The organism is Paraburkholderia sediminicola, assembly GCF_046027825.1.
GTDB classification, from domain to species: domain Bacteria; phylum Pseudomonadota; class Gammaproteobacteria; order Burkholderiales; family Burkholderiaceae; genus Paraburkholderia; species Paraburkholderia sediminicola_D.
On record NZ_JAQQDU010000011.1, the window covers coordinates 20,898 to 40,109 of the forward strand.

Sequence of the window (19,212 nt, forward strand, 5' to 3'; positions counted from 1 at the left end):
GTCATGCGAGACAGCCCCACCGGGCGTTGTCGTGACGACACACGCCGGCCCTTTTATCCGTCAAACGGGCACCGGACCGTGCTGCAGGCACGCCGAACCGGTGGGCAATCGCTTACACTGAAACCGCTTTTCGCCACTGCAGCGTGCTGCAGCTTTTCGTCATTGCAATAAAGTCGCCCTGTCGCGCGCATCCGGCGCGGCCCTTCAGAACCGACAGCAGAACGGACTGGACACTCCATCGATGAAGACTCCCGCGGACCGATTTCCCGAACTCGACGCAGCCCGCCGCACCGCCGACGCCTACGGCAACCACGCTATCGACGAATTTATCGCCGGCCGCATCACGCGCCGCGATTTGCTGCGCTATGCGAGCGTGATCGGTTTGTCACTGGTTGGCGGCGGCGTTCTGAATGCGCCGCGCGCCCGCGCGCAAGGCGCAGCGGCCCCGTCTAACCAGACGATCCGCGTCGCCCATCTGACGCCGGCAGGCGCGGTCGATCCGCTCACGGTGACCGATGCCGCAAGTCTCGCGTTGCTGAACCAGACCGGCGAATTCCTGATCGACGACGATGGCGAAAAACTCGTGCTGAGGCCGGCGCTGGCCTTGTCGTGGAAGCCGAACGACAAGGGCGACGTGTGGACCTTCACGCTGCGTCCGAACGTCAAGTTCCACGACGGCCAGGCGTTCACCGCCAAAGACGTCGTCGCCACGTTCGATCGCCTCGCCGATCCGGCGAGCGGTTCGGCGGCGCTCTCGGTGCTCAAGGGCGTGCTGTCGAAAGGCGGGGCAAAGGTAGTCGACGACCACACGGTCGCCTTCCATCTCGATGCACCGAACGGCAACTTCCCCTACTACGTTTCCTCGGACAATTACAACGCCGTGATCCTGCCCGCGAACTATGCGGGTGGGTATGAAAAGAGCTTTATCGGCACCGGTCCGTTCAAGCTCGAAAAGTATCAGGCGAAAGTCGGCGCGTCATTCGTGCGCAATCCCGATTACTGGGGAGACAAAGCGTTACCGCAACGCGTACAGTTCTCGTTCTACGCCGACGAACAGGCACAAATGCTCGCCTTGCAAGGCCATCAGGCCGACGTGATGGGCACCTTCACCGTGCAGGGCGGCGCCGGCATTCTGAACAATCCGGACTACAAGGCGGTCGGCGTGAAGTCGAGCGCGCATCGCCAGATTCATATGCGCAACGACAATCCGCTGTTCAAGGACAAACGCGTGCGCCAGGCGCTGGCGTTGTCGCTCGATCGCGACGTGCTGGTGCGTGGCCTGTTCAAGGGCCGCGCCCAACTTGGTAACGACAGTCCCTTCGCACCGGTGTTTCCGTCATCCGATGCAGGCGTCGCGCAACGCAGGATCGACATCGCGAAAGCGAAGCAACTGCTGGCGCAAGCGGGCGTGCCGAACGGATTCGACGTCACGCTGACCACCGAAAAGTACATGGAGATTCCCGATCTCGCGGTGGTCGTGCAGAACGCTGCGAAGGCGATTGGCGTTCGCATCAATCTGAAAGTGGAAAGCCAGTCGCTGTACTACGGCGCAGGCACGCCGGGCAAATCGGATTGGCTCGACTCGCCGCTCGGCATCACCGATTACGGTCACCGCGGGGTGCCGAACGTGTTTCTGAACGCGCCGCTCACCAGCACCGGCACGTGGAACGCGGCGCACTTCAGGAACCCGCAGTACGATCAACTGGTCGCGCAGTTCGTCGCGGCAATCGACCTGGGCACGCAGAGGAAAATCTCCGGACAGATCCAGACGCTGCTGCTCGACGAAACGCCCGTGATCATCCCGTTCTTCTACGATCAACTGATCGCCATGCGCAAGGGTGTGAACGGCGTGCGCTTCACCGCGCTCGCGCAACTCTATTTCGATCGCGCGGTGCTGAGCGCGTAATGCGGATACAAATGCGGTGAACGCAAAGGCGTTGGACGAAAATGCGAGGGATGCAAATGCGGTGGCCGAAAATGCAGTGGGCGCAAAAGCCGTGAATGCAAAGGCCATTGAACGCATGAGCGCACGGCGCTTCTTCGGCAGGAGATCACGATGTCGACCACGGTGACGCCTTCCGCCTCCCCGGTCTCGAGCGGCAACGCGGGACGCGTCGTGCGATTTCTGGCAACGCGGGTCGGCTTGTCGTTGATTACGCTGTGGCTGCTGTCGGTGATCGTGTTCGCGGGCGGCCAGCTGCTGCCCGGCGATATCGGCCGCGCGGTGCTCGGGCCCCTCGCCGATGCGCGCGCGGTCGCCGCGCTCAATCACCAACTCGGCGCGGACCGTCCGCTCATGACGCAATACGTCGAGTGGATCTCGCATTTCGTGCGCGGCGATATGGGACTCTCCTATGCGTACCGCGAGCCGGTTGGCCCGTTTATCGCCGACGCCCTGGCGCATTCGGCCAAACTCGGCCTGTTCGCGTTTGTTGTCGTCGTGCCGCTCGGCATTGCGGGCGGTGTGTGGTCGGCCATGCACGCGGGACGCTGGCTCGATCGCACGATCAGCATCGCCGGTTTGTCGGCGACAGTGGTGCCGGAGTTCGTCTCGTCGATCGTGCTGATTCTGGTGTTCGGCATATGGTTGCGTTGGTTGCCGATCGAAGCGTCGTATCCGCCCGAAGCGAGCGCACTCGAACAATTGCGATATCTGATTCTGCCGGTGCTGCCGCTGGTGCTGGTGTTTTTCGGCTACATCGCGAGAATGGCGCGCGCGGGCACCGTCGAAGCGCTTGATGCGGACTACACACGCACCGCGATCCTCAAAGGTTTGCCGCGCCGTACCGTGATCTGGCGGCACGTCTTGCGCAATGCACTGCTGCCGACCATCACCGTTGCCGCGACGCAGCTCGGCTACATGATCGGCGGTCTCGTGGTCGTGGAGACGCTGTTCCACTATCAAGGCATCGGCTCGTTGATCTACAACGCCGCCAAGGCCAAGGACTTTCCGATGCTCGAAGCAGGCGTGCTGACGATCGGGGTGGTCTACACGGTCGCCAACCTCGTCGCCGATGCGCTGCATGTCCTGCTCAATCCGCGGCTGCGAGTGAGGAGCGCCGAATGAGCACCCTCGTTCCGCCGGCCGCACCGCCTACACCACGTCCGGCTACCGAACCGCGCTTCGACCAGTTGCGCGTGCTGCTGCGCTCGCCCACGTTCGTGGTCGGCGTGCTGATCGTGGGATGGTGGATCGTCTGCGCGATCGCCGGGCCATGGATCGTGCGAATCGACCCGTATGCATCCGATCCGCTCAACTCGCTCATGCCGCCCGACAGCACGCATTGGTTCGGCACCGATCAACTCGGCCGTGACGTATTCTCGCGCGTGATTGTCGGCGCGCGCGACATTCTGACCATTGCGCCTTTGGCGACCCTGCTCGGCACGGTGGCGGGCACGGCCCTCGGCTTGATCGTCGGCTACTTCGAGGGTTGGGTCGACAACGTAGTGGGACGGGCAATCGACGCCGTGCTTGCGCTGCCGCTGGTCATCGTCGCGTTGCTCGCGCTGGCCGCCGTCGGCGCGTCGAACTTCACCGTGATCCTCGTGATCGGCATCACCTTTACGCCAATCACCGCGCGTACGGTTCGCGCCGCCGTGTTCGCCGAACGGCATCTGGACTACGTCGCCGCCGCGCAACTGCGCGGCGAACGTGCGCCCTACATCATGTTCGCGGAGATTCTGCCGAACGTGCTGCCGCCGATTATCGTCGAGGCGACCGTGCGGCTCGGATACGCCATTTTCGCGGTCGCGACGCTATCGTTTCTCGGCTTCGGCATTCAACCGCCTTCCGCCGACTGGGGGCTCGCGCTGTCCGAGTCGTACACGCTGATGGCGGGCGGTGCGTGGTGGACGGTTGTGTTCGCGGCCGGCGCCATCGCCTCGCTCGTGGTCGGCGTGAATCTGATCGCCGACAGCGTGCAAGGAGTGCTCGACCGATGAACGGCCCGCCGCCCGCCTCGTTCCCCGCCTTCGACGTGTCGAAGAGCGATCGCACGGATGCGCTTACCGTCGTCGGCCTGACGGTCACGTACCGGATGCGGGGGCGCGATCGTGAAGTACTCCAGGACGTATCGTTTCGTGTGCGGCGCGGCGAAGCGTATGGCCTCGTCGGGGAGTCGGGCTGCGGTAAATCGACGGTCGCGATGGCGGCGCTGCGCTATCTGCCGCGCAACGGCAAGGTGAAGGCGGGCAAAATCCTCATCGCCGGCCAGGACGTGCAGAAGCTCGACACCGACGCTTTACGCACGATGCGCGCGAACGCGATTTCGATGGTCTATCAGGATCCCGGGCGCGCGTTGAATCCGTCACTGACGATCGCGCGGCAAGTCACGGAAGCATTCGAAGCGGCCGGCGTATCGCGTGACGAAGCGGTGCAGCGCACAGTCGAGATCCTGCAGCGCGTACGCATCGCGTCACCCGAACGAGTAATGGACAGCTATCCGCATCAGTTGTCGGGCGGCATGCAGCAGCGTGTGGTGATCGCCATGGCGCTCGCCTCGAATCCGGCTTTGCTGATCCTCGACGAACCGACCACCGGGCTCGACGCCACCGTCGAAGCCGAAGTGCTCGACCTCGTGGCGCAACTACGCGAAGAACTCGGCACGGCTGTGCTGTTCATCAGCCACAACCTCGCGGTGATCGGGCGAATGTGCGAGCGCGTCGGCGTGCTGTATGCCGGCAAGCTGGTCGAGGAAGGCGCCACCCAGGATGTGTTCGCGCGGCCGCGTCATCCCTATACGGTTGGACTGCTGCGCTGCTTGCCGGGCGCGGGGCGCAGCAAGGACACCGAGCGGCTCGATACCATCGCGGGTCACCTGCCCTTGCCGGGCTCGGTCACGCAAGGCTGCATTTACGCGGACCGCTGCCGCCTCGCCGACGACCGCTGCCGCCATGAAGCGCCGCCGCCGTACCGGGTGAGCGCCGCGCACGGCGATCAGATGTCGCGCTGCCATTACCACGAACGCGCGATCGAACTGCCGCATTCGGCTGCGGACGCATTGCCCCAGCATGACGGCGCGTTGCGTGACGGTGAGCGCCCTGCTCTCGTACTGCGCGCGGAAAACCTCTCGAAGACGTTCCACGTTTCCGGCGCTGCGCTGCGTGCAGTCGACAACGTTTCGATCGATCTCGCCAGTGGTGAAACACTCGGCCTCGTCGGCGAATCCGGCAGCGGCAAGACGACCCTCGCGAAACTGATGCTCGGCCTGCTCACACCGGATGCGGGCAGCGTGCTCGAACTCGACGGCACGCCACTCGCCGCGCGCGTCACGCGACGCAACGACGAGCAGGTCAAGTCGCTGCAGATCGTGTTCCAGAATCCGGACTCGGCGCTCAATCGTGCACATTCGGTAAAGCGGCTGATCGGTCGTGCGCTGTCGCGCCTCACCGCGTTGCGTGGCGCCGCGATCGACGAACGGCTCGCCACCTTGACGGCGGCCGTGCGCTTGCCCGAGCGCTATCTCGGCTCACGCACGCGCCAGTTGTCCGGCGGGCTCAAACAGCGCGTGGCGATCGCGCGCGCGTTTGCCGGTGAGCCGCGTGTGGTGGTCTGCGACGAACCAACTTCCGCGCTGGACGTCTCCGTGCAGGCCGCGATTCTCAACCTGCTCGCCGATCTGCAACGCGAGCGCGGCGTGAGCTACGTGTTCATCTCGCATGATCTGCACGTGGTGCGCTATCTGTCGGATCGCATCGCGGTGCTGTACCTCGGCCGGCTGCTGGAGATCGGACCGGCAGCGGCAGTCTTCGGCGGACCACACCATCCTTACACCGAAGCGCTGCTATCTTCAGTGCCGACGCTCGACGCCCACAACAGTCGCGCCCGTATACGTCTGTCCGGCGATCTGCCGAGCGCGGCGGCGGCGCCGCCCGGTTGCGTGTTTCAAACGCGCTGTCCGCGCAAACTCGGGGCGATCTGCGAGCAGCAAGACCCACCCTTCCTCGAAGCCGGCAGCAGTGACCCTGCGCAGCCGTCCACGCATCGCATCCGCTGCCATATCCCCATCGACGAACTGCGCACGTTGCAAGCCGCCTCGCGCGACAGCGCCGGCAAGGCCTCCGGCAACGACCCGGAAAACGCGCCGGAAGGCGCCGCACGTAACGAATAACGCGCAATAACGCGGCTTTCCGGCCACGCGTTTCATCACCGAAACGTTTTCATGCGTTTTTTCCTCGCGGGCATCGCACGCCCCTATTCGATGCCCGTCGCCGCAAGGCTTTGCGGGTAATGGCATGGATATCGCTAAGTACTCTCCAGACATTCGAAGCCAAACAGATCGGGAGAGAATCGGGAGCGCCGCTTGTGCGAATCGCCGCAGCAAGAAGCGATACGTGACGAAGCGCGCCCCGGTGTGTATCTGCTGAAGCGCATCGCAGCGCTCATCGGCGCACCGGCTACGGAGCCGGGAAGACAATGATGGTATTTGACTTGCATCCGCAAAACAGACTCGGGGGACGACGAGGCCCGCATTCAGACAGGCCCGGCGTCGGCGAATAAGCGTGGGAAATGGCGGCAACGAGGTGTCGGCATTCCCTCGGGAGAGACGTGATGAAAACCAGAAAATTCAATCAGTACTACTTCGGGGTTATACGAGGTTCGGCGATCGCGGCCGGCGTGGTTCTGCTGGTGACCCAGGTCGCGTATTCAGCGTCGACCGATGTGATCCCCAAGTGGGTCTTTCATGCCGATGCACCCATGCCTGCGAGTGACGCGCACAGCGCGACGCAACTCGCGCAAGACGACGGTGCGGCGGCAGGCGCAGCGGCCACCGGCACCGCAGCCGATGAACCGACCGCTGCCGACGATGCGGCCATTGTGTTCAGCCCACGCGATTGCGTAAAGACGACTGTTGGGGGATGCGTGCAGCATGCCGGCGGTAACGGCAACGGCGGCGCGGCAAGTGCGGGCAACAGTGGCGCGGGTGCGAGCGGCAATGGTTCCGGCGGCCTCGGCGGCGCAGCGGGCTCAGGCAGCGGCGGCGGTAAGGGTAATGGTAATGGCGGTGGTAGCAGCGGCGGTGGCAGCAGCGGCGGTGGCAGCAGCGGTGGCGGAAGCAGCGGCGGTGGCAGCAGCGGCGGTGGCAGCAGCGGCGGTGGCAGCAGCGGTGGCGGAAGCAGCGGCGGTGGCGGAGGCTTCGGTGGCGGCAGCGGCGGCTGCGGTTGCGGCAGTGGCCCCGGTGGTGGTTTTGGCGGAGGCTTCGGTGGCGGGTTCGGCGGCGGCTTTGGCGGAGGCAGCAGCGGCGGTCACGGAGGCAAGGGTAGCGGCGGTAACGGTGGTGGCAATGGCGGAGGAAACGGGCACTAGCAGTTGCCTGCTTCCCGGGTAGGGGGCCCCCGCGCCCTACCCGTCGCTAACGAGATACTTCTGTATCCCGTCCGCAGTCCCCCGGCGAAGGCGGTGATGTCTCGATCCCCCGGTCGAGCGTCACCGCCCGAGGCCGGTCAGCGTCGACAGCGCCCGCCAGCGACCCGGCAAAACGGCGCAAACCATCGTGAATCGCTGACAAGCGGCTCCCGCACACGTTCTGAATCAAAACAATCGACCGCGTTGTGCGTGACCGGAACCAAACCGAAGCGATTGCCTCATATCAGATTCAACGTTCGATATGAGGGCACCACAACATGCAACGAAACGTCCCCCACTCCATGGCGCGTACGGCCACCGGCCTGCTGATGGTCGCAGCGTTGAGCCTCGCATCGCTCGCTCATGCGCAAACGGCGGCACAAACGGCGCCGCAAACCCCCGCGCAAGCCCCGGCTACGTCGGCCCAGCCGGAGCCACCAACCCTGTCGCAAGCCGCGCCGCCGGTCGACCCCACCTTCTCCGCCTATTCGCTTGCGCAAACCTGCAAACAGAAAAACGACAACGTCGCGCAGGGTCAATGCGTTGGCGCGATCCGCGGCATCATCCACGGCTATCAGTACGGCGTGTTGTTCCTCGGTCAGCGCGCGTCGCTGCCGCCCAACGAAACGCAACGGGTGTCGCTGTGTTTGCGCAATACGCAGGTGTCGTCGATCGTCGACGATTTCGTCGCCGACGCGGCCCAGGTCAACGAAGATTCGCTCAAGCACACGCCCGCTGAAGTCGCCGTTCTGGGTTCCGTGCACATGCACCACGGTTGCAATTAATGACGCCGGTGCCGCGCGCCGCAGTGTCGCAAGCGCGCCGGCTGCAAGGCCGGCTGCCGTTCGCTCTAACGGCCACCCCTACGCTCACAGCATTTCGAGTGGCCGCTTGCTGCGAGGCGGCTTGAAATACGTGTCGATGGCAGCGAGTTCACGAGCGTCGAGTTGCAGTTGCGACGCCCGATGGTTGTCGCGCACATGCTCAACGCGTCCCGCTTTCGGAATCGCGAACACGCCGGGCTGTTGCAACACCCACGCTAGCGCTACCTGAAACACCGAAACGCCGCGTGCGTCGGCGATATCGTCGAGCGGCGAGCGCTTCGGCAGGCGCCCGTGATCGACAGGGCTGTATGCCATCGCAGGCATCTTGCGCGCGGCGAGCCACGGCACCAGGTCGAATTCCGGCCCACGGCGCGCGACGTTATAGAGAATCTGATTGGTCGCGCATGCCTCGCCGCCCGGCGTGGCGACGAGCTCTTCCATATCGTCGGTATCGAAGTTGCTGACGCCCCAGTGGCGAATCTTGCCCGCGCTGCGCAATGTTTCGAATGCCTCGACGGTTTCCGCGAGCGGCACCGAGCCACGCCAGTGCAGCAGATACAGATCGAGCCGATCGGTTTTCAGGCGCTTGAGGCTCTGCTCGCAGGCCGCGATCACACCGCGCCGGCTGGCGTTGTGCGGATACACCTTGCTGACGAGAAATACCTGATCGCGCAGCCCCGCCAGCGCTTCACCGACGAGCGATTCGGTGGCGCCGTCGCCGTACATTTCCGCCGTGTCGATCAGCGTCATGCCCAGGTCGATACCGCAGCGCAGCGCGGCGAGTTCCGAGGCGCGGCGCGTCGGATGTTCGCCCATCTCCCAGGTGCCCTGCCCCAGTTTCGGAATGTGTTCGCCGTCGGGCAGGCTTACGCTTGCGATATCGGTCGTCATGCTTACTCCTCGAAATGGCTAAACGGATTGAAGTGCGCGTAGAGTCATGCGAGTCCGTCGGCGCGCCGGCGCAGGCAAATGCGCGGCGCATGCTACGGAAACGATAGGGGCGAGTTTAGCGGTTGCACGGGCATCGGATCGGGCACCAGGCAAAAGCCCGCTATAACACAGCGCGCCGATGTCTTAGAATTGCCGCTTGCCCTTCTTGCGTGAGCCCCATGACCTCTGCCTCGGAAGACCGCTGGCGCGACCTGCGCCCGGACCCGGAAAACGACACGCCCTTGTACCTGCAACTCGCTCGCAAGCTCGGCACTGCGATTCACGAAAACCGTTGGAACGCGGGCGAGGCGCTGCCCTCCGAGCGCGTGCTGTCCGAAGCGCTCGGCGTATCGCGGATCACCTCGCGCAAAGCCATTGCGCTACTGGTCGAACAGGGATTGATCCGCCGCACCCAGGGTGCAGGCAGCTTCATCACGCCGCGCTATGAAGATCCGCTGTCGCGTCTGTCGAGTTTCAGCGAAATGCTGCGGCGACGCGGTTTTACGCCGAGTTCGAAGTGGTTGTCGCGGGAAATTTCGCCGGCTAACCGCGACGAGGTGATTCAACTGGGCCTGTCGCCGGCGGCTGCCGTGACCCGGCTGCGCCGCTTACGCCTCGCCGACGGTATCGTGATGGCCGTGGAGAACTCCACCTTCCCCGCTGCGGTGATTCCCGATCCTCAGGCCATTGGCGATTCCTTGTACACGTACCTGGAAAATCGCGGATTGACGATTGTGCGCGCGCTGCAGCATTTTCGCGCCGTGAACGCGAATGACGAGATCGCGCAGCAGATGAGTATTGCCCCGAACGAGGCGCTGTTGCTGATTACCCGGGTTGGGTATACGGCAGATCAGCGGGCGATCGAACTGACCGATACCTACTGCCGGAACGATTACTATGATTTTGTGGCGGAGTTGAGGAAGTAGTTTTCTGCCCGCCCGGCGCCTGTTCGCGGCGCCTGCGAACAGGCGCCGTACGCAAGCAACCAGACGCCGTACGGGTCAGCAGTCTTCACACCCATTTCGCCTCGTGCGCCCCTATCCGGGCCGGTGGCAGCTCAAAACAGGCAGGCGTCTCCTCCAGACGCTCGGCCGGCAGAACGCCCAGAACCTGCCCGAACTCGGACTGCACGGTTCCCAAACAATCCCGCACATCGTCGAGCGAAACATCGGGCGTCTTCCAACCGTCGGGAAGCAAGCCAAACGACTGCAGCCACCGCCCGGTCTGCGCGAGCGATACCCGCACGTGCCAGCTCCCACCTTCGGTGGCACGCCGCGCCAATGCGGCCATCGCGCCGAAAGCGGCCAGATACCCCGTGGCGTGATCCAACGCCTGACAAGGCAGATGCTTCGGCTCATCCCATCCCGCCGCCTGGCGCTCGGTAAAAGCAATCCCGCTCGCGGACTGCACCAGACTATCGAAGCCGCGCCGCCCGGCCCAAGGTCCCTTGTGCCCATAAGCGCAAACGGAGACATAGACGATGCCCGGCCGCACGCGCGCCAGTTCCTCGGGACCAAACCCGCGTGCCGTCAGAGCGCCCGGCCGATAGGCCTGCAAAAACACATCGGCGCCGCCGGCGAGCCCACGTAGCGTTGCCCGCCCCGCAGCATCGCGCAAATCGACAACAGCCGAGCGTTTGCCGCGCCCGTTGTCGATCACCAGCGGCGCAATGTTCGGCAAGTGCGGGCCGTTGACCATCAATACCTCAGCGCCATGCTGCGCAAGCGCGCGTCCCGCCACCGGTCCGGCAATGATGCGCGACAAATCCAGCACCCGCACACCCGCCAGCGGCCGCTCCGCACCACCTCGCAGTGGAGGCTCAACCGGCGCGTCGCCGATACGCTCGATCTCGAACAACGGCAGCCCCGCAATCGCTTTCGCCTGATCGAGCGCGGCCCACTCATCGGGTGTGCGAATCAGGGCGGCGCACAAGCCGGCTTCGGCGAGCGTCTGGTCAAGCGTCGCGCCATCCCAGCCGCGAATCGCCTCGGCTACCGCCGCACGGTCGTTCGCGCAACCGAGCACCTTCAGCACCCCTTCGAGATGATGCGGAAAGTTCGTGTGCAGTTGAATCCAGCGCTCGTCTCGCGTCGCGTAGAAACCCATCACCGGATCGCGCAAGGCGGGCGGCGCCCCCTCGTCGATACGCAGATAGCGCTCACTGCGAAACGAGGCCAGCGCCCGCCGCATCTCTACCGTGACGTGTTGCCGGTGTCCCGTGCGCAAGCGGTGGTATTCGGCTGCCGCGAGGCCGGTCGCGGCGATGGTCGCCGAGGCCAGCGTGCCGACCCGATAGACCGACGGCAAGCCCGGATCGGTGCCAGCAAACGAAACGGACCTCAGCGCAGTCGGGTCGCATTCCGCAGTCGTCCAGATATGTTTGAGAGCGAGTTCAGGCGTCATGGTGTTCATGTCGTTTCATCTCAGAACGGGAAGAAAGTGAACCGAGTCTAGAATTCCGCCTTGCCGCAATCAATCTTGATTATGATAATCAATATATATTGATTTCTTCGGTTTCTACACGTTTCCATGCCACCCTCCCACTCCCTGACCGCTGCCGAAGCCGCCGCCGCGCTCGGCATCAGCCTGCCTACACTGTATGCGTATGTCAGCCGCGGCATGCTGAGCTCGTCACCGGATGCCCAAGGCAAGCACCGGCTCTACGACGCCGGCGAAGTGCGGCGGCTCGCGCGCCGCAAGGAAGACGGCAAGCGCGCCGGCAAGGTCGCGCAGAAGGTGCTGGACTGGGGCGTGCCGGTGCTCGAATCGTCGATCACGCTGGTGGCCGATGGCCGCCTGCTGTACCGCGGCCACGACGCCATGGAACTGGCGCGCACGGCATCGCTGGAAGATGTCGCGGCGTTGTTGTGGGAATCCAATGTGAAGCGTATCGCCGACGCACCGGCCATCCCGTTCGCCGCCGCTCAGTGGGCGGCGTGGCTCAAGCTCTGGAGCGACAGCACGCCGCTCGACCGTGCGCTCGTGCTGCTGCCTGCCGCCGCGGCGCAAATGCCGCGGGTATGGGCGCTCGGTCGCGATGCACAACTCGACACCGCCTGCGCGGTCATGCGCTTGCTGGCCGCGGCGATGATCTCGGCAGCGCCGTCGAACGAACCACTGCACAAGCAGTTGGCTTCAGCGTGGAACGTGCGCAACCGTCAGCAGGCAGGGCTGCTGCGCGCGGCGCTGGTGGCATGCGCGGATCATGAACTGAATGCGTCGACCTTCACGGTGCGCTGCATCACGTCGACGGGGACACATTTATTCGGGGCTGTAGCGGGTGGTCTGGCCGCATTGTCCGGACCGCGGCACGGTGGCGAGACAGTACGGATTGCCGCGCTGCTCGATGAAGCGTCGCGCGCACCCGATCTCGATCGCTACCTGGCGAACCGGCTCGCCCGCCTCGAACACGGTTCCCATGGGCCGGTGTTGTCCGGCTTCGGCCATCTGCTGTATCCGGACGGCGACCCGCGCGCGCGTCTGCTGCTCGGGATGCTCGCCGACTGCGCGCCGGCCCGCTCGCCGCTAGGCGAATTGCATGCGCTCGCGCGCACGGTGCACGACACGACCGGCGCGGAGCCGAACGTCGACTTTGCGCTGGTGGCCATCGAACGGGTGCTCGGCCTGCCGGCCGGCGCCGCTTTCACGCTGTTCGCGGTCGGCCGGGTGGTGGGCTGGATCGCCCATGCAATGGAACAGACGCGCGACGGCCGGTTGATCCGGCCGCGCGCGCGCTATATCGGGGAGTACGAAGCACCCGGTTGAGACGCGGCCTTGACCGGCTGCGGAGCGAATACGGTACGCAGCCGTGCCTGCATCAGCCACAGCGTCCCGTTACGCCACGCCCAGCCAGCGCGGCAGCCAGCTCAACGCCGGCAAACCGCGCAGTACCCGCGTTGCAGCGCGTTCCGAACCGCTAGCCAGCGCAAAACGCGCACCGGCCCGCCCTGCGCTGACCCACGCCACCGCACCGCGCGGCAACTCGATCGATTGCCCCGTTGCCAGCCAGTGATCCCCACGCTCGCCTTCGACGGTCACCCAGATCTCGCCCGAGATCGCCTTGAAGATCGACGGACGCGCGACACGCCAGGCCGCCGCGGGCTCGTCATGTTCCATTTCGAAAATACGGACTTCACGCATCGTTTTTCTCCTTCGAAGAACTTTCCTGTTGTACCGATTATTGACGTGCGATCATCAGATACCCATGCACAGTTCCGAACACTTCCATCGGAACTGTTCAGTCGAAAAAACGGACAGTTGGCGGTAGTCGCGCTTCACGAGGGCGCGATGAGCCGACAGTTGGTTCGACGCCCCGGCTGCCCGGTGAAGGAAAAGAACCGCATGAAACTCGAAATCCAACTCGATCGGGACAATGGTGTACCGCTCACCGAGCAGATCGTCACGGGCGTCACCGCCTGGATTCGTGCCCGCACGGCTCACCCCGGCTCAAAGCTGCCGTCGATCCGCCAATTCGCAGCCGACTACGGCGTGAGCCGTTTCCCCGTAATCGAGGCTTACGACCGGCTGGTGTCGCTCGGCTATGTCGACTCGCGCCACGGCTCAGGCTTCTATGTGGCCGACCGTCAGCCGGCCAGCACGCACTGCCAGGGCACGTCGGACCCGCGCCGCGCCGAGGACGAATCGGGCCACCTCCTCCAGCAGTTCAACGAGCCAGGAGAGATGCTCAAGCTCGGCAGCGGCTTCATTCCCGATGCCTGGCGCGACGTGGATAGCCTCGCGCAGGCGATCCGCCACGTGTCGCGCACCGACACGGCGAGCATGGTCGATTACGCAACCCCGCTCGGCAACCTGACCTTGCGCGAACATCTGCAAGGCCGCATCGGCCAGTTGGGCATTCAGGCGGACACCTCGCAAATTCTGATCACCAACGGCGCGAGCCAGGCGCTCGATCTGCTGATGCGCTACATGCTCAAAGCCGGCGACACGATCTTCGTCGAGGACCCCGGCTACTACAACCTGAACGGCCTCCTGAAACTGCACGGCGTGAAGCTGATCGGCATTCCCCGCACCCGCTCCGGCCCGGATCTCGACGTGTTGCAGGCGCAGTTGCAACTGCATCGGCCGAAGCTGATGTTCATCAATACCGTGTTCCACAATCCGACCGGAACCACAGTCGCGCCGCCCGTGGCGTTCCGGCTGCTGCAACTGGCACGCGAACACCGCTTCACGATCGTCGAAGACGACATTTACGCCGACTTCCAGACCGACGTCACGGACCGTCTCGCGACCCTCGATCAGCTCGAACATGTGATCTACGTGGGCGGCTTGTCGAAGACGCTGTCGTCGTCGTTGCGGATCGGCTGCGTGGTGGCGAGCCACGCGATCATCAAGGATCTGGTCGACATCAAGATGCTGACGAGCCTCGGCGCTTCGCGCTTTGCCGAGGCGGTCGCCGTGTCGCTGCTGGAGCGCGGCGCGTACCGCAAATATCTGGAGCGGCTGCGCCGCCGCATGCGCGATGCGCTCGGCTCGACCATCCAGACACTCGAAGACGCTGGCTGGGAGGTGTTCGAAAAACCCGTCGGCGGCAAATTCGTGTGGGCGCGCGTGCCGCATATCGACGACGCCGTACGGCTGGTGGCATGCGGCGCACCGCTCGGCGTGATGGTGCTGCCCGGCAGCTATTTCCGGCCGAACATGGAAGTCAGCCCGTGGATCAGGATTCACGCCGCATTCGGCAATGAGCCGCGTGCCCGGACGTTCTTCCATGCTGCTGCCGCGTTGCCTGCTTCAGTCTGAGCGGCTCATCCTGGCTTCGCGCCAGATACGTGCACGCGGGCGTGCCCGCTGCGCCGGGCTGCGCTTTTCCCTAGAATAGCGAGTCCCAGCCCGTCCCTGCGCGCCTAGCCGCCCTCCATGTCCACACCGCCGACCCAGCCTGCTTCCGCCCCCGCCGCTTCGGCTCCTGCAGCGCCTGCGGCTCCTTCGGCCCGGTCGCTCACGGTGATGCTGTGGCTCGTCGCCACCGGCTTCTTCATGCAGACGCTCGACTCGACCATCGTCAACACCGCGCTCCCCGCGATGGCGACGAGCCTCGGCGAGTTGCCGTTGCGCATGCAATCGGTGGTGATCGCCTATTCGCTGACGATGGCCGTGATGATCCCGGTGTCCGGCTGGCTCGCCGACAAACTCGGCACCCGGCTCGTGTTCTTCAGCGCGATCCTCGTGTTCGCGGTCGGTTCGTTGCTGTGCGCGAACGCGCATACGTTGAATCAACTGGTGATCTTCCGCATCGTGCAAGGCGTGGGCGGTGCGATGCTGCTGCCCGTCGGACGGCTGGCGGTGCTGCGCACCTTCCCGGCGGAACGCTATTTGCCGGCTTTGTCGTTCGTGGCGATTCCAGGGTTGATCGGACCGCTGATCGGACCGACGCTCGGCGGCTGGCTCGTGAAAATCGCGTCGTGGCACTGGATCTTCCTGATCAACGTGCCGGTGGGCATCGTGGGGTGCATCGCCACGTTTATCTTCATGCCGGATAGCCGCAACGAGCACACCGGCAAGTTCGATCTGAAAGGGTATCTGCTGCTGATCTTCGGCATGGTGGCGATTTCGTTCGCACTCGACGGCCGCACCGAGTTCGGTATTCAGCACGCCACGGTGCTGGTGCTGCTGATCCTGAGCCTCGCCTGCTTCGTCGCCTATGGTTTGCACGCCGTGCGCGAGCCCGAACCGATCTTCTCGCTCGACCTGTTCAAGATCCACACCTTCAGCGTCGGTCTGCTCGGCAACCTGTTTGCGCGGATCGGCAGCGGCGCGATGCCGTATCTGATCCCGCTGCTATTGCAGGTGAGTCTCGGCTATAGCGCCTTCGAAGCCGGCATGATGATGCTGCCGGTGGCGGCCGCGGGCATGGCGGCCAAGCGCCTCGTCACGACGCTGATCGTCAAGTACAGCTACCGGCGCGTGCTGATCGTCAACACGGTGCTGGTGGGCCTGGCCATGGCGAGCTTCGCTCTCACCACCGCCAGCCAGCCGCTGTGGCTGCGGCTCGTGCAACTGGCGCTCTTCGGCGGCGTCAACTCGATGCAGTTCACCGCCATGAACACGTTGACGCTCAAGGACCTCGGCACCGGCGGCGCGAGCAGTGGCAACAGTCTGTTCTCGCTGGTGCAGATGCTGTCGATGAGTCTCGGCGTGACGGTGGCCGGCGCGTTGCTCGCGACCTTCACCGGCCTCCTGCCGCGCGTGACCGCCGCCAACTCACTGCCGGCGTTCCATGCGACGTTCCTGTGTGTCGGCATCATCACCGCGGGCTCGTCGTGGATCTTCGCGCAACTGTCGCCGGACATCCGCACGCCCGCGAAAAAGACCGATCCTTCGGAACGGACCTGAGTTATTTGCCGGGCTGCGGTGACCTCGCGGCGACCTGGCTCGGGCTGGGTGCCATGACTTCGCAGCGACATGGGCGCAACTTCGCGGCGGCCTCGCGGTGACTCGCCGTCGCCCCGGCGTCACCGCAACAAGCCTCCTCGCCGTTCCCCGCCGTGCCTGCGCCGCCGACCCGCAACGGGGCGCGTACCGCACCACTGAAGTGCGAATCATCGCCTTCGCGCCCGCGCTGGCGCACAATCGCGGTATTGACCGGGGTAACCGGGCACGCGCAGTGTGTTTCCGCGCGCGCATAGTTCTTGCTCACCTATCCTGTAAACTCACATTTTGCGCGTGCCCACTCGTGTCGAGCATGAGAAGCGCGCCGCCACTTCCACACGACTGACATGATGAGCATGATCGAACTCGATCCTCCCGGCTTCCAGCCGCCGCGCCCGATGGCCGGCGACGAAGGCTCCCGGCGCACCGTCCTGTACGGCGGCTACACGGTTTTCAGCGTGTTCCAGCCGGTTTTCTCGGTGTCGCACCGGCGCGCGATCGGTTATCACGCTTCGCTGCGCGCACACGACGAGCATGCGCTGCAGGTGCCGTCGCACGAGGTTTTCACGCAGGCGGCGCGGCGCGGGGACCTGCTGGAACTCGGGCGGCTCGCCGAATCGCTGCATCTGGGCAATTTCAATGCATTCGACAGTCACGACGAATGGCTTTTCCTGAGCCTGCACCCGGCGGCGCTGATGGACACCAGTTACGGCGACGCGCTACTCGCCGGCCTCAAGGCGCTGGGTCTCCCGCCGCAACGGGTGGTGCTGGAAGTGTCCGAACAGGCAGGCGGTGAAACCACTCGCTTCGCCGAAATCGTCGACGCATTGCGCAAATCCGGCTTCCTGATCGCCCTGGACGGCTTCGGCGCGAAGCATTCGAATATCGACCGCGTGTGGAATCTGCGTCCGGACATCGTCACGCTCGACCGCTGCATTCTCGCGCAAGCGAGCGAGCACTCACATATCGAACGCGTGCTGCCGGGCCTCGTCTCGCTGCTGCACGAATCCGGGCAACTGGTGCTGATGGGCGGCCTGAGCACCGAGCGCGACGCGTTGATCGCGCTGGAATGCAACGTCGACTTCGTGCAGGGCGCATTCTTCGCGGGCCCGAGCGTCGAGCCAGTGAAACCACAAGCGGCGGCCGGCTTGATGGACTCGCTCTCCGCTGCGCTACGCGAACGGGTCGCCGCGCGCGGACGCGCACAGTCTGCGCGGCTCGCACCCTATGTCACGGCGCTGGAAACGGCGGCTGCCCAACTCGTGGCCGGGGAATCCGTTGCCCAGGCGACCGCGCCGCTGCTCACGCTTGGCGAGACGGCACGCTGCTTTGTGCTCGACGGTTCGGGCCGGCAAATCGGCGACAACGTGCTGCCGCCGGGGCGCGCATCGCAACGCGCCAAGCGCTTCCGGCCGCTGCTGCATTCGGAAGGCGCAAGCTGGGAGCGCCGGCCGTACTTCATTCAGGCCATGCGCGTGCCCGGCCAGGTGCACCTCACGCCACCCTACCTGTCGATCAACGAGGCGCACCTGTGCGTGACGGCCTCGATCGCCGCGCATACGCCGCACGGCACGCAGGTGCTATGCGTCGACATCAACTGGGAAGTCGCTGCGCATCGTAATTGAGGCAAGGGTGTTCTGCTGAATCCGCGCGAGCAGTTTCATGACGGCCGCGCGACCCAGCAGGCGGTTCGCTGCCTGCAAACGCACCGCGCTGGTGACCGCGCGCAACGAGACGATCTTCACGGAACCGTCCGCCAGACTTTGCGTCGACACGTCGATCACCCCGACCACCTCGCCTTCGAAGAGCAACGCAATACACCTTGCGCCTTCGACCGACACCACCTCTGCATGGCTCGCCTGATGCGCGAGCGCTGTCACCGTCTCCATCCAGGCCACGGGCGCCAGTTCTTGCGTGCACACCGGTGCGTCGCTGACGACTTCCGGCGCGTCGCTAAACAGGCGCAGCAAGCCCGCCCGATCCTGTGCCTCCAGCGCGGTGCGCAAACGCTCCACGATCCGCGCATGCGCAGCGGGATCCGCCCGTTCCAGCGGCGCACCCGCGCGCTGCAAACGCGCCTTGGCCCGGTGAACGATCTGACGACAACTCGCCGGCGTACGGTCGAGGATTTTCGCAATTTCCGCGTAGTCGCACTCGAAAGCTTCGTGCAGCACGAATGCCGCCCGCTCATCCGGCTTCAGACGCTCGAGCAGGAGCATCACACCGTAGGACATCTCAGCCGCGCGCAAGGCCAGTTCCTCCGCCGACGGCGCCACCTCGTCGAGCCAAGGCTCCGGCAGCCAGCCGGCGGCCTGTGACGCGCGTTCGCGCCGCACGTGACGCAGCCGGTCGATAGCCACTCGCGTGGTGATCGTGGTCAGCCACGCTGCCGGCGTCTGCACCGCTTGCGTATCGGCGAGATGCCATTTGAGCCAGACGTCCTGCACCACGTCTTCCGCTTCGGCGCGGCTGCCGAGCATCCGGTACGCCAGCGCGAGCAGGCGGGCACGGACGGCCTCGAAGCTGGATGCCTTGTCGATTCCTTGTTCCGTCATGCGTAAACCTCCAGATCTGCATCCTTCTCAACTTGACGCTCGGGCCCCCGCCGATGTGACAGTCCAACGAAAAAATATTCCTGTCACGTCGCCGCCCTCCCCCTCGTCATAGGAACAACAACCGCGACGGGTGCGCGGTTGTTCGAATCGGCCACCACTCCCGGCTACC

The 19,212-nt window shown here is 64.9% G+C and carries 15 protein-coding genes; 11 read left to right on the top strand and 4 right to left on the bottom strand.

The genetic code is table 11. The features are described from left to right. Positions 1–241: 241 nt before the first annotated feature. The 6 genes from PQQ96_RS08220 (at position 242) to PQQ96_RS08245 (ending at position 8,130) form a co-directional block, all read left to right on the top strand. Positions 242–1,906: an ABC transporter substrate-binding protein gene (locus PQQ96_RS08220; protein ID WP_408290677.1), complete on the top strand. Its 1,665-nt coding sequence runs from the start codon at positions 242–244 to the stop codon at positions 1,904–1,906. Between the two features lie 150 nt (positions 1,907–2,056). After that, the gene (locus tag PQQ96_RS08225) at positions 2,057–3,067 is read left to right on the top strand and encodes an ABC transporter permease (protein WP_408290678.1); all 1,011 of its coding nucleotides are present in this window, start codon (positions 2,057–2,059) and stop codon (positions 3,065–3,067) included. Next, positions 3,064–3,942, top strand: coding sequence for an ABC transporter permease (locus tag PQQ96_RS08230; RefSeq protein WP_408290680.1), 879 nt, complete (start codon positions 3,064–3,066; stop codon positions 3,940–3,942). The genes PQQ96_RS08225 and PQQ96_RS08230 overlap by 4 nt, the downstream gene beginning before the upstream one ends. Further along, complete coding sequence (locus PQQ96_RS08235; protein WP_408290682.1) at positions 3,939–6,110, top strand: ABC transporter ATP-binding protein; 2,172 nt, start codon at positions 3,939–3,941, stop codon at positions 6,108–6,110. Before PQQ96_RS08230 ends, PQQ96_RS08235 begins: the two co-directional genes overlap by 4 nt. Before the next feature lie 440 nt (positions 6,111–6,550). Then, positions 6,551–7,306 carry a hypothetical protein gene (locus PQQ96_RS08240; protein ID WP_408290684.1) on the top strand — a complete coding sequence of 252 codons (756 nt, stop codon included), beginning with the start codon at positions 6,551–6,553 and terminating at the stop codon, positions 7,304–7,306. A 317-nt stretch (positions 7,307–7,623) separates the two neighbouring features. Further along, positions 7,624–8,130 carry a hypothetical protein gene (locus tag PQQ96_RS08245; RefSeq protein ID WP_408290686.1) on the top strand — a complete coding sequence of 169 codons (507 nt, stop codon included), beginning with the start codon at positions 7,624–7,626 and terminating at the stop codon, positions 8,128–8,130. A gap of 84 nt (positions 8,131–8,214) precedes the next feature. Here PQQ96_RS08245 and PQQ96_RS08250 read toward each other — a convergent pair whose 3' ends face one another. Beyond that, complete coding sequence (locus tag PQQ96_RS08250) at positions 8,215–9,060, bottom strand: aldo/keto reductase (RefSeq protein ID WP_408290688.1); 846 nt, start codon at positions 9,058–9,060, stop codon at positions 8,215–8,217. Between the two features lie 218 nt (positions 9,061–9,278). Between PQQ96_RS08250 and PQQ96_RS08255 the strand changes: the two genes are divergently transcribed. Continuing rightward, the gene (locus PQQ96_RS08255) at positions 9,279–10,025 is read left to right on the top strand and encodes a GntR family transcriptional regulator (RefSeq protein WP_074282400.1); all 747 of its coding nucleotides are present in this window, start codon (positions 9,279–9,281) and stop codon (positions 10,023–10,025) included. Between the two features lie 85 nt (positions 10,026–10,110). Here PQQ96_RS08255 and PQQ96_RS08260 read toward each other — a convergent pair whose 3' ends face one another. Beyond that, positions 10,111–11,502, bottom strand: a complete 1,392-nt coding sequence (locus tag PQQ96_RS08260) for a CoA transferase (RefSeq protein WP_408290852.1) — start codon at positions 11,500–11,502, stop codon at positions 10,111–10,113. Positions 11,503–11,628: 126 nt separating this feature from the next. On the opposite strand from PQQ96_RS08260, the gene PQQ96_RS08265 reads away from it, so the two are divergent. Then, positions 11,629–12,864 (top strand): citrate/2-methylcitrate synthase, encoded by a 1,236-nt coding sequence (locus PQQ96_RS08265; protein ID WP_408290690.1) that lies wholly within the window; start codon positions 11,629–11,631, stop codon positions 12,862–12,864. A gap of 69 nt (positions 12,865–12,933) precedes the next feature. Here the strand turns inward: PQQ96_RS08265 and PQQ96_RS08270 are convergent, their stop codons facing one another. After that, positions 12,934–13,239 (bottom strand): DUF2917 domain-containing protein, encoded by a 306-nt coding sequence (locus tag PQQ96_RS08270; protein WP_408290691.1) that lies wholly within the window; start codon positions 13,237–13,239, stop codon positions 12,934–12,936. Positions 13,240–13,440: 201 nt separating this feature from the next. On the opposite strand from PQQ96_RS08270, the gene PQQ96_RS08275 reads away from it, so the two are divergent. The 3 genes from PQQ96_RS08275 to PQQ96_RS08285 all read left to right on the top strand — a co-directional run bounded on the left by PQQ96_RS08275 (position 13,441) and on the right by PQQ96_RS08285 (position 18,113). After that, positions 13,441–14,859 carry an aminotransferase-like domain-containing protein gene (locus PQQ96_RS08275; protein ID WP_408290693.1) on the top strand — a complete coding sequence of 473 codons (1,419 nt, stop codon included), beginning with the start codon at positions 13,441–13,443 and terminating at the stop codon, positions 14,857–14,859. Positions 14,860–14,976: 117 nt separating this feature from the next. Next, the gene (mdtD, locus tag PQQ96_RS08280) at positions 14,977–16,452 is read left to right on the top strand and encodes a multidrug transporter subunit MdtD (protein WP_408290695.1); all 1,476 of its coding nucleotides are present in this window, start codon (positions 14,977–14,979) and stop codon (positions 16,450–16,452) included. 386 nt (positions 16,453–16,838) lie between these two features. Next, positions 16,839–18,113: an EAL domain-containing protein gene (locus tag PQQ96_RS08285; protein WP_408290854.1), complete on the top strand. Its 1,275-nt coding sequence runs from the start codon at positions 16,839–16,841 to the stop codon at positions 18,111–18,113. On the opposite strand, the gene PQQ96_RS08290 is transcribed toward PQQ96_RS08285, so the two are convergent. Continuing rightward, on the bottom strand, positions 18,069–19,043 hold the full coding sequence (locus PQQ96_RS08290; protein WP_408290697.1) for a sigma-70 family RNA polymerase sigma factor: 975 nt from the start codon (positions 19,041–19,043) through the stop codon (positions 18,069–18,071). The two genes, PQQ96_RS08285 and PQQ96_RS08290, sit on opposite strands and share 45 nt — an antisense overlap. Positions 19,044–19,212 lie beyond the last annotated feature (169 nt).

Bases quoted from the DNA above. Each gene is read 5' to 3' on its own strand.
- PQQ96_RS08220 (WP_408290677.1), top strand. From the start codon at position 242: ATGAAGACTCCCGCGGACCGATTTCCCGAACTCGACGCAGCCCGCCGC.
- PQQ96_RS08225 (WP_408290678.1), top strand. From the start codon at position 2,057: ATGTCGACCACGGTGACGCCTTCCGCCTCCCCGGTCTCGAGCGGCAAC.
- PQQ96_RS08230 (WP_408290680.1), top strand. From the start codon at position 3,064: ATGAGCACCCTCGTTCCGCCGGCCGCACCGCCTACACCACGTCCGGCT.
- PQQ96_RS08235 (WP_408290682.1), top strand. From the start codon at position 3,939: ATGAACGGCCCGCCGCCCGCCTCGTTCCCCGCCTTCGACGTGTCGAAG.
- PQQ96_RS08240 (WP_408290684.1), top strand. From the start codon at position 6,551: ATGAAAACCAGAAAATTCAATCAGTACTACTTCGGGGTTATACGAGGT.
- PQQ96_RS08245 (WP_408290686.1), top strand. From the start codon at position 7,624: ATGCAACGAAACGTCCCCCACTCCATGGCGCGTACGGCCACCGGCCTG.
- PQQ96_RS08250 (WP_408290688.1), bottom strand. From the start codon at position 9,060: ATGACGACCGATATCGCAAGCGTAAGCCTGCCCGACGGCGAACACATT.
- PQQ96_RS08255 (WP_074282400.1), top strand. From the start codon at position 9,279: ATGACCTCTGCCTCGGAAGACCGCTGGCGCGACCTGCGCCCGGACCCG.
- PQQ96_RS08260 (WP_408290852.1), bottom strand. From the start codon at position 11,502: ATGACGCCTGAACTCGCTCTCAAACATATCTGGACGACTGCGGAATGC.
- PQQ96_RS08265 (WP_408290690.1), top strand. From the start codon at position 11,629: ATGCCACCCTCCCACTCCCTGACCGCTGCCGAAGCCGCCGCCGCGCTC.
- PQQ96_RS08270 (WP_408290691.1), bottom strand. From the start codon at position 13,239: ATGCGTGAAGTCCGTATTTTCGAAATGGAACATGACGAGCCCGCGGCG.
- PQQ96_RS08275 (WP_408290693.1), top strand. From the start codon at position 13,441: ATGAAACTCGAAATCCAACTCGATCGGGACAATGGTGTACCGCTCACC.
- mdtD (WP_408290695.1), top strand. From the start codon at position 14,977: ATGTCCACACCGCCGACCCAGCCTGCTTCCGCCCCCGCCGCTTCGGCT.
- PQQ96_RS08285 (WP_408290854.1), top strand. From the start codon at position 16,839: ATGAGCATGATCGAACTCGATCCTCCCGGCTTCCAGCCGCCGCGCCCG.
- PQQ96_RS08290 (WP_408290697.1), bottom strand. From the start codon at position 19,043: ATGACGGAACAAGGAATCGACAAGGCATCCAGCTTCGAGGCCGTCCGT.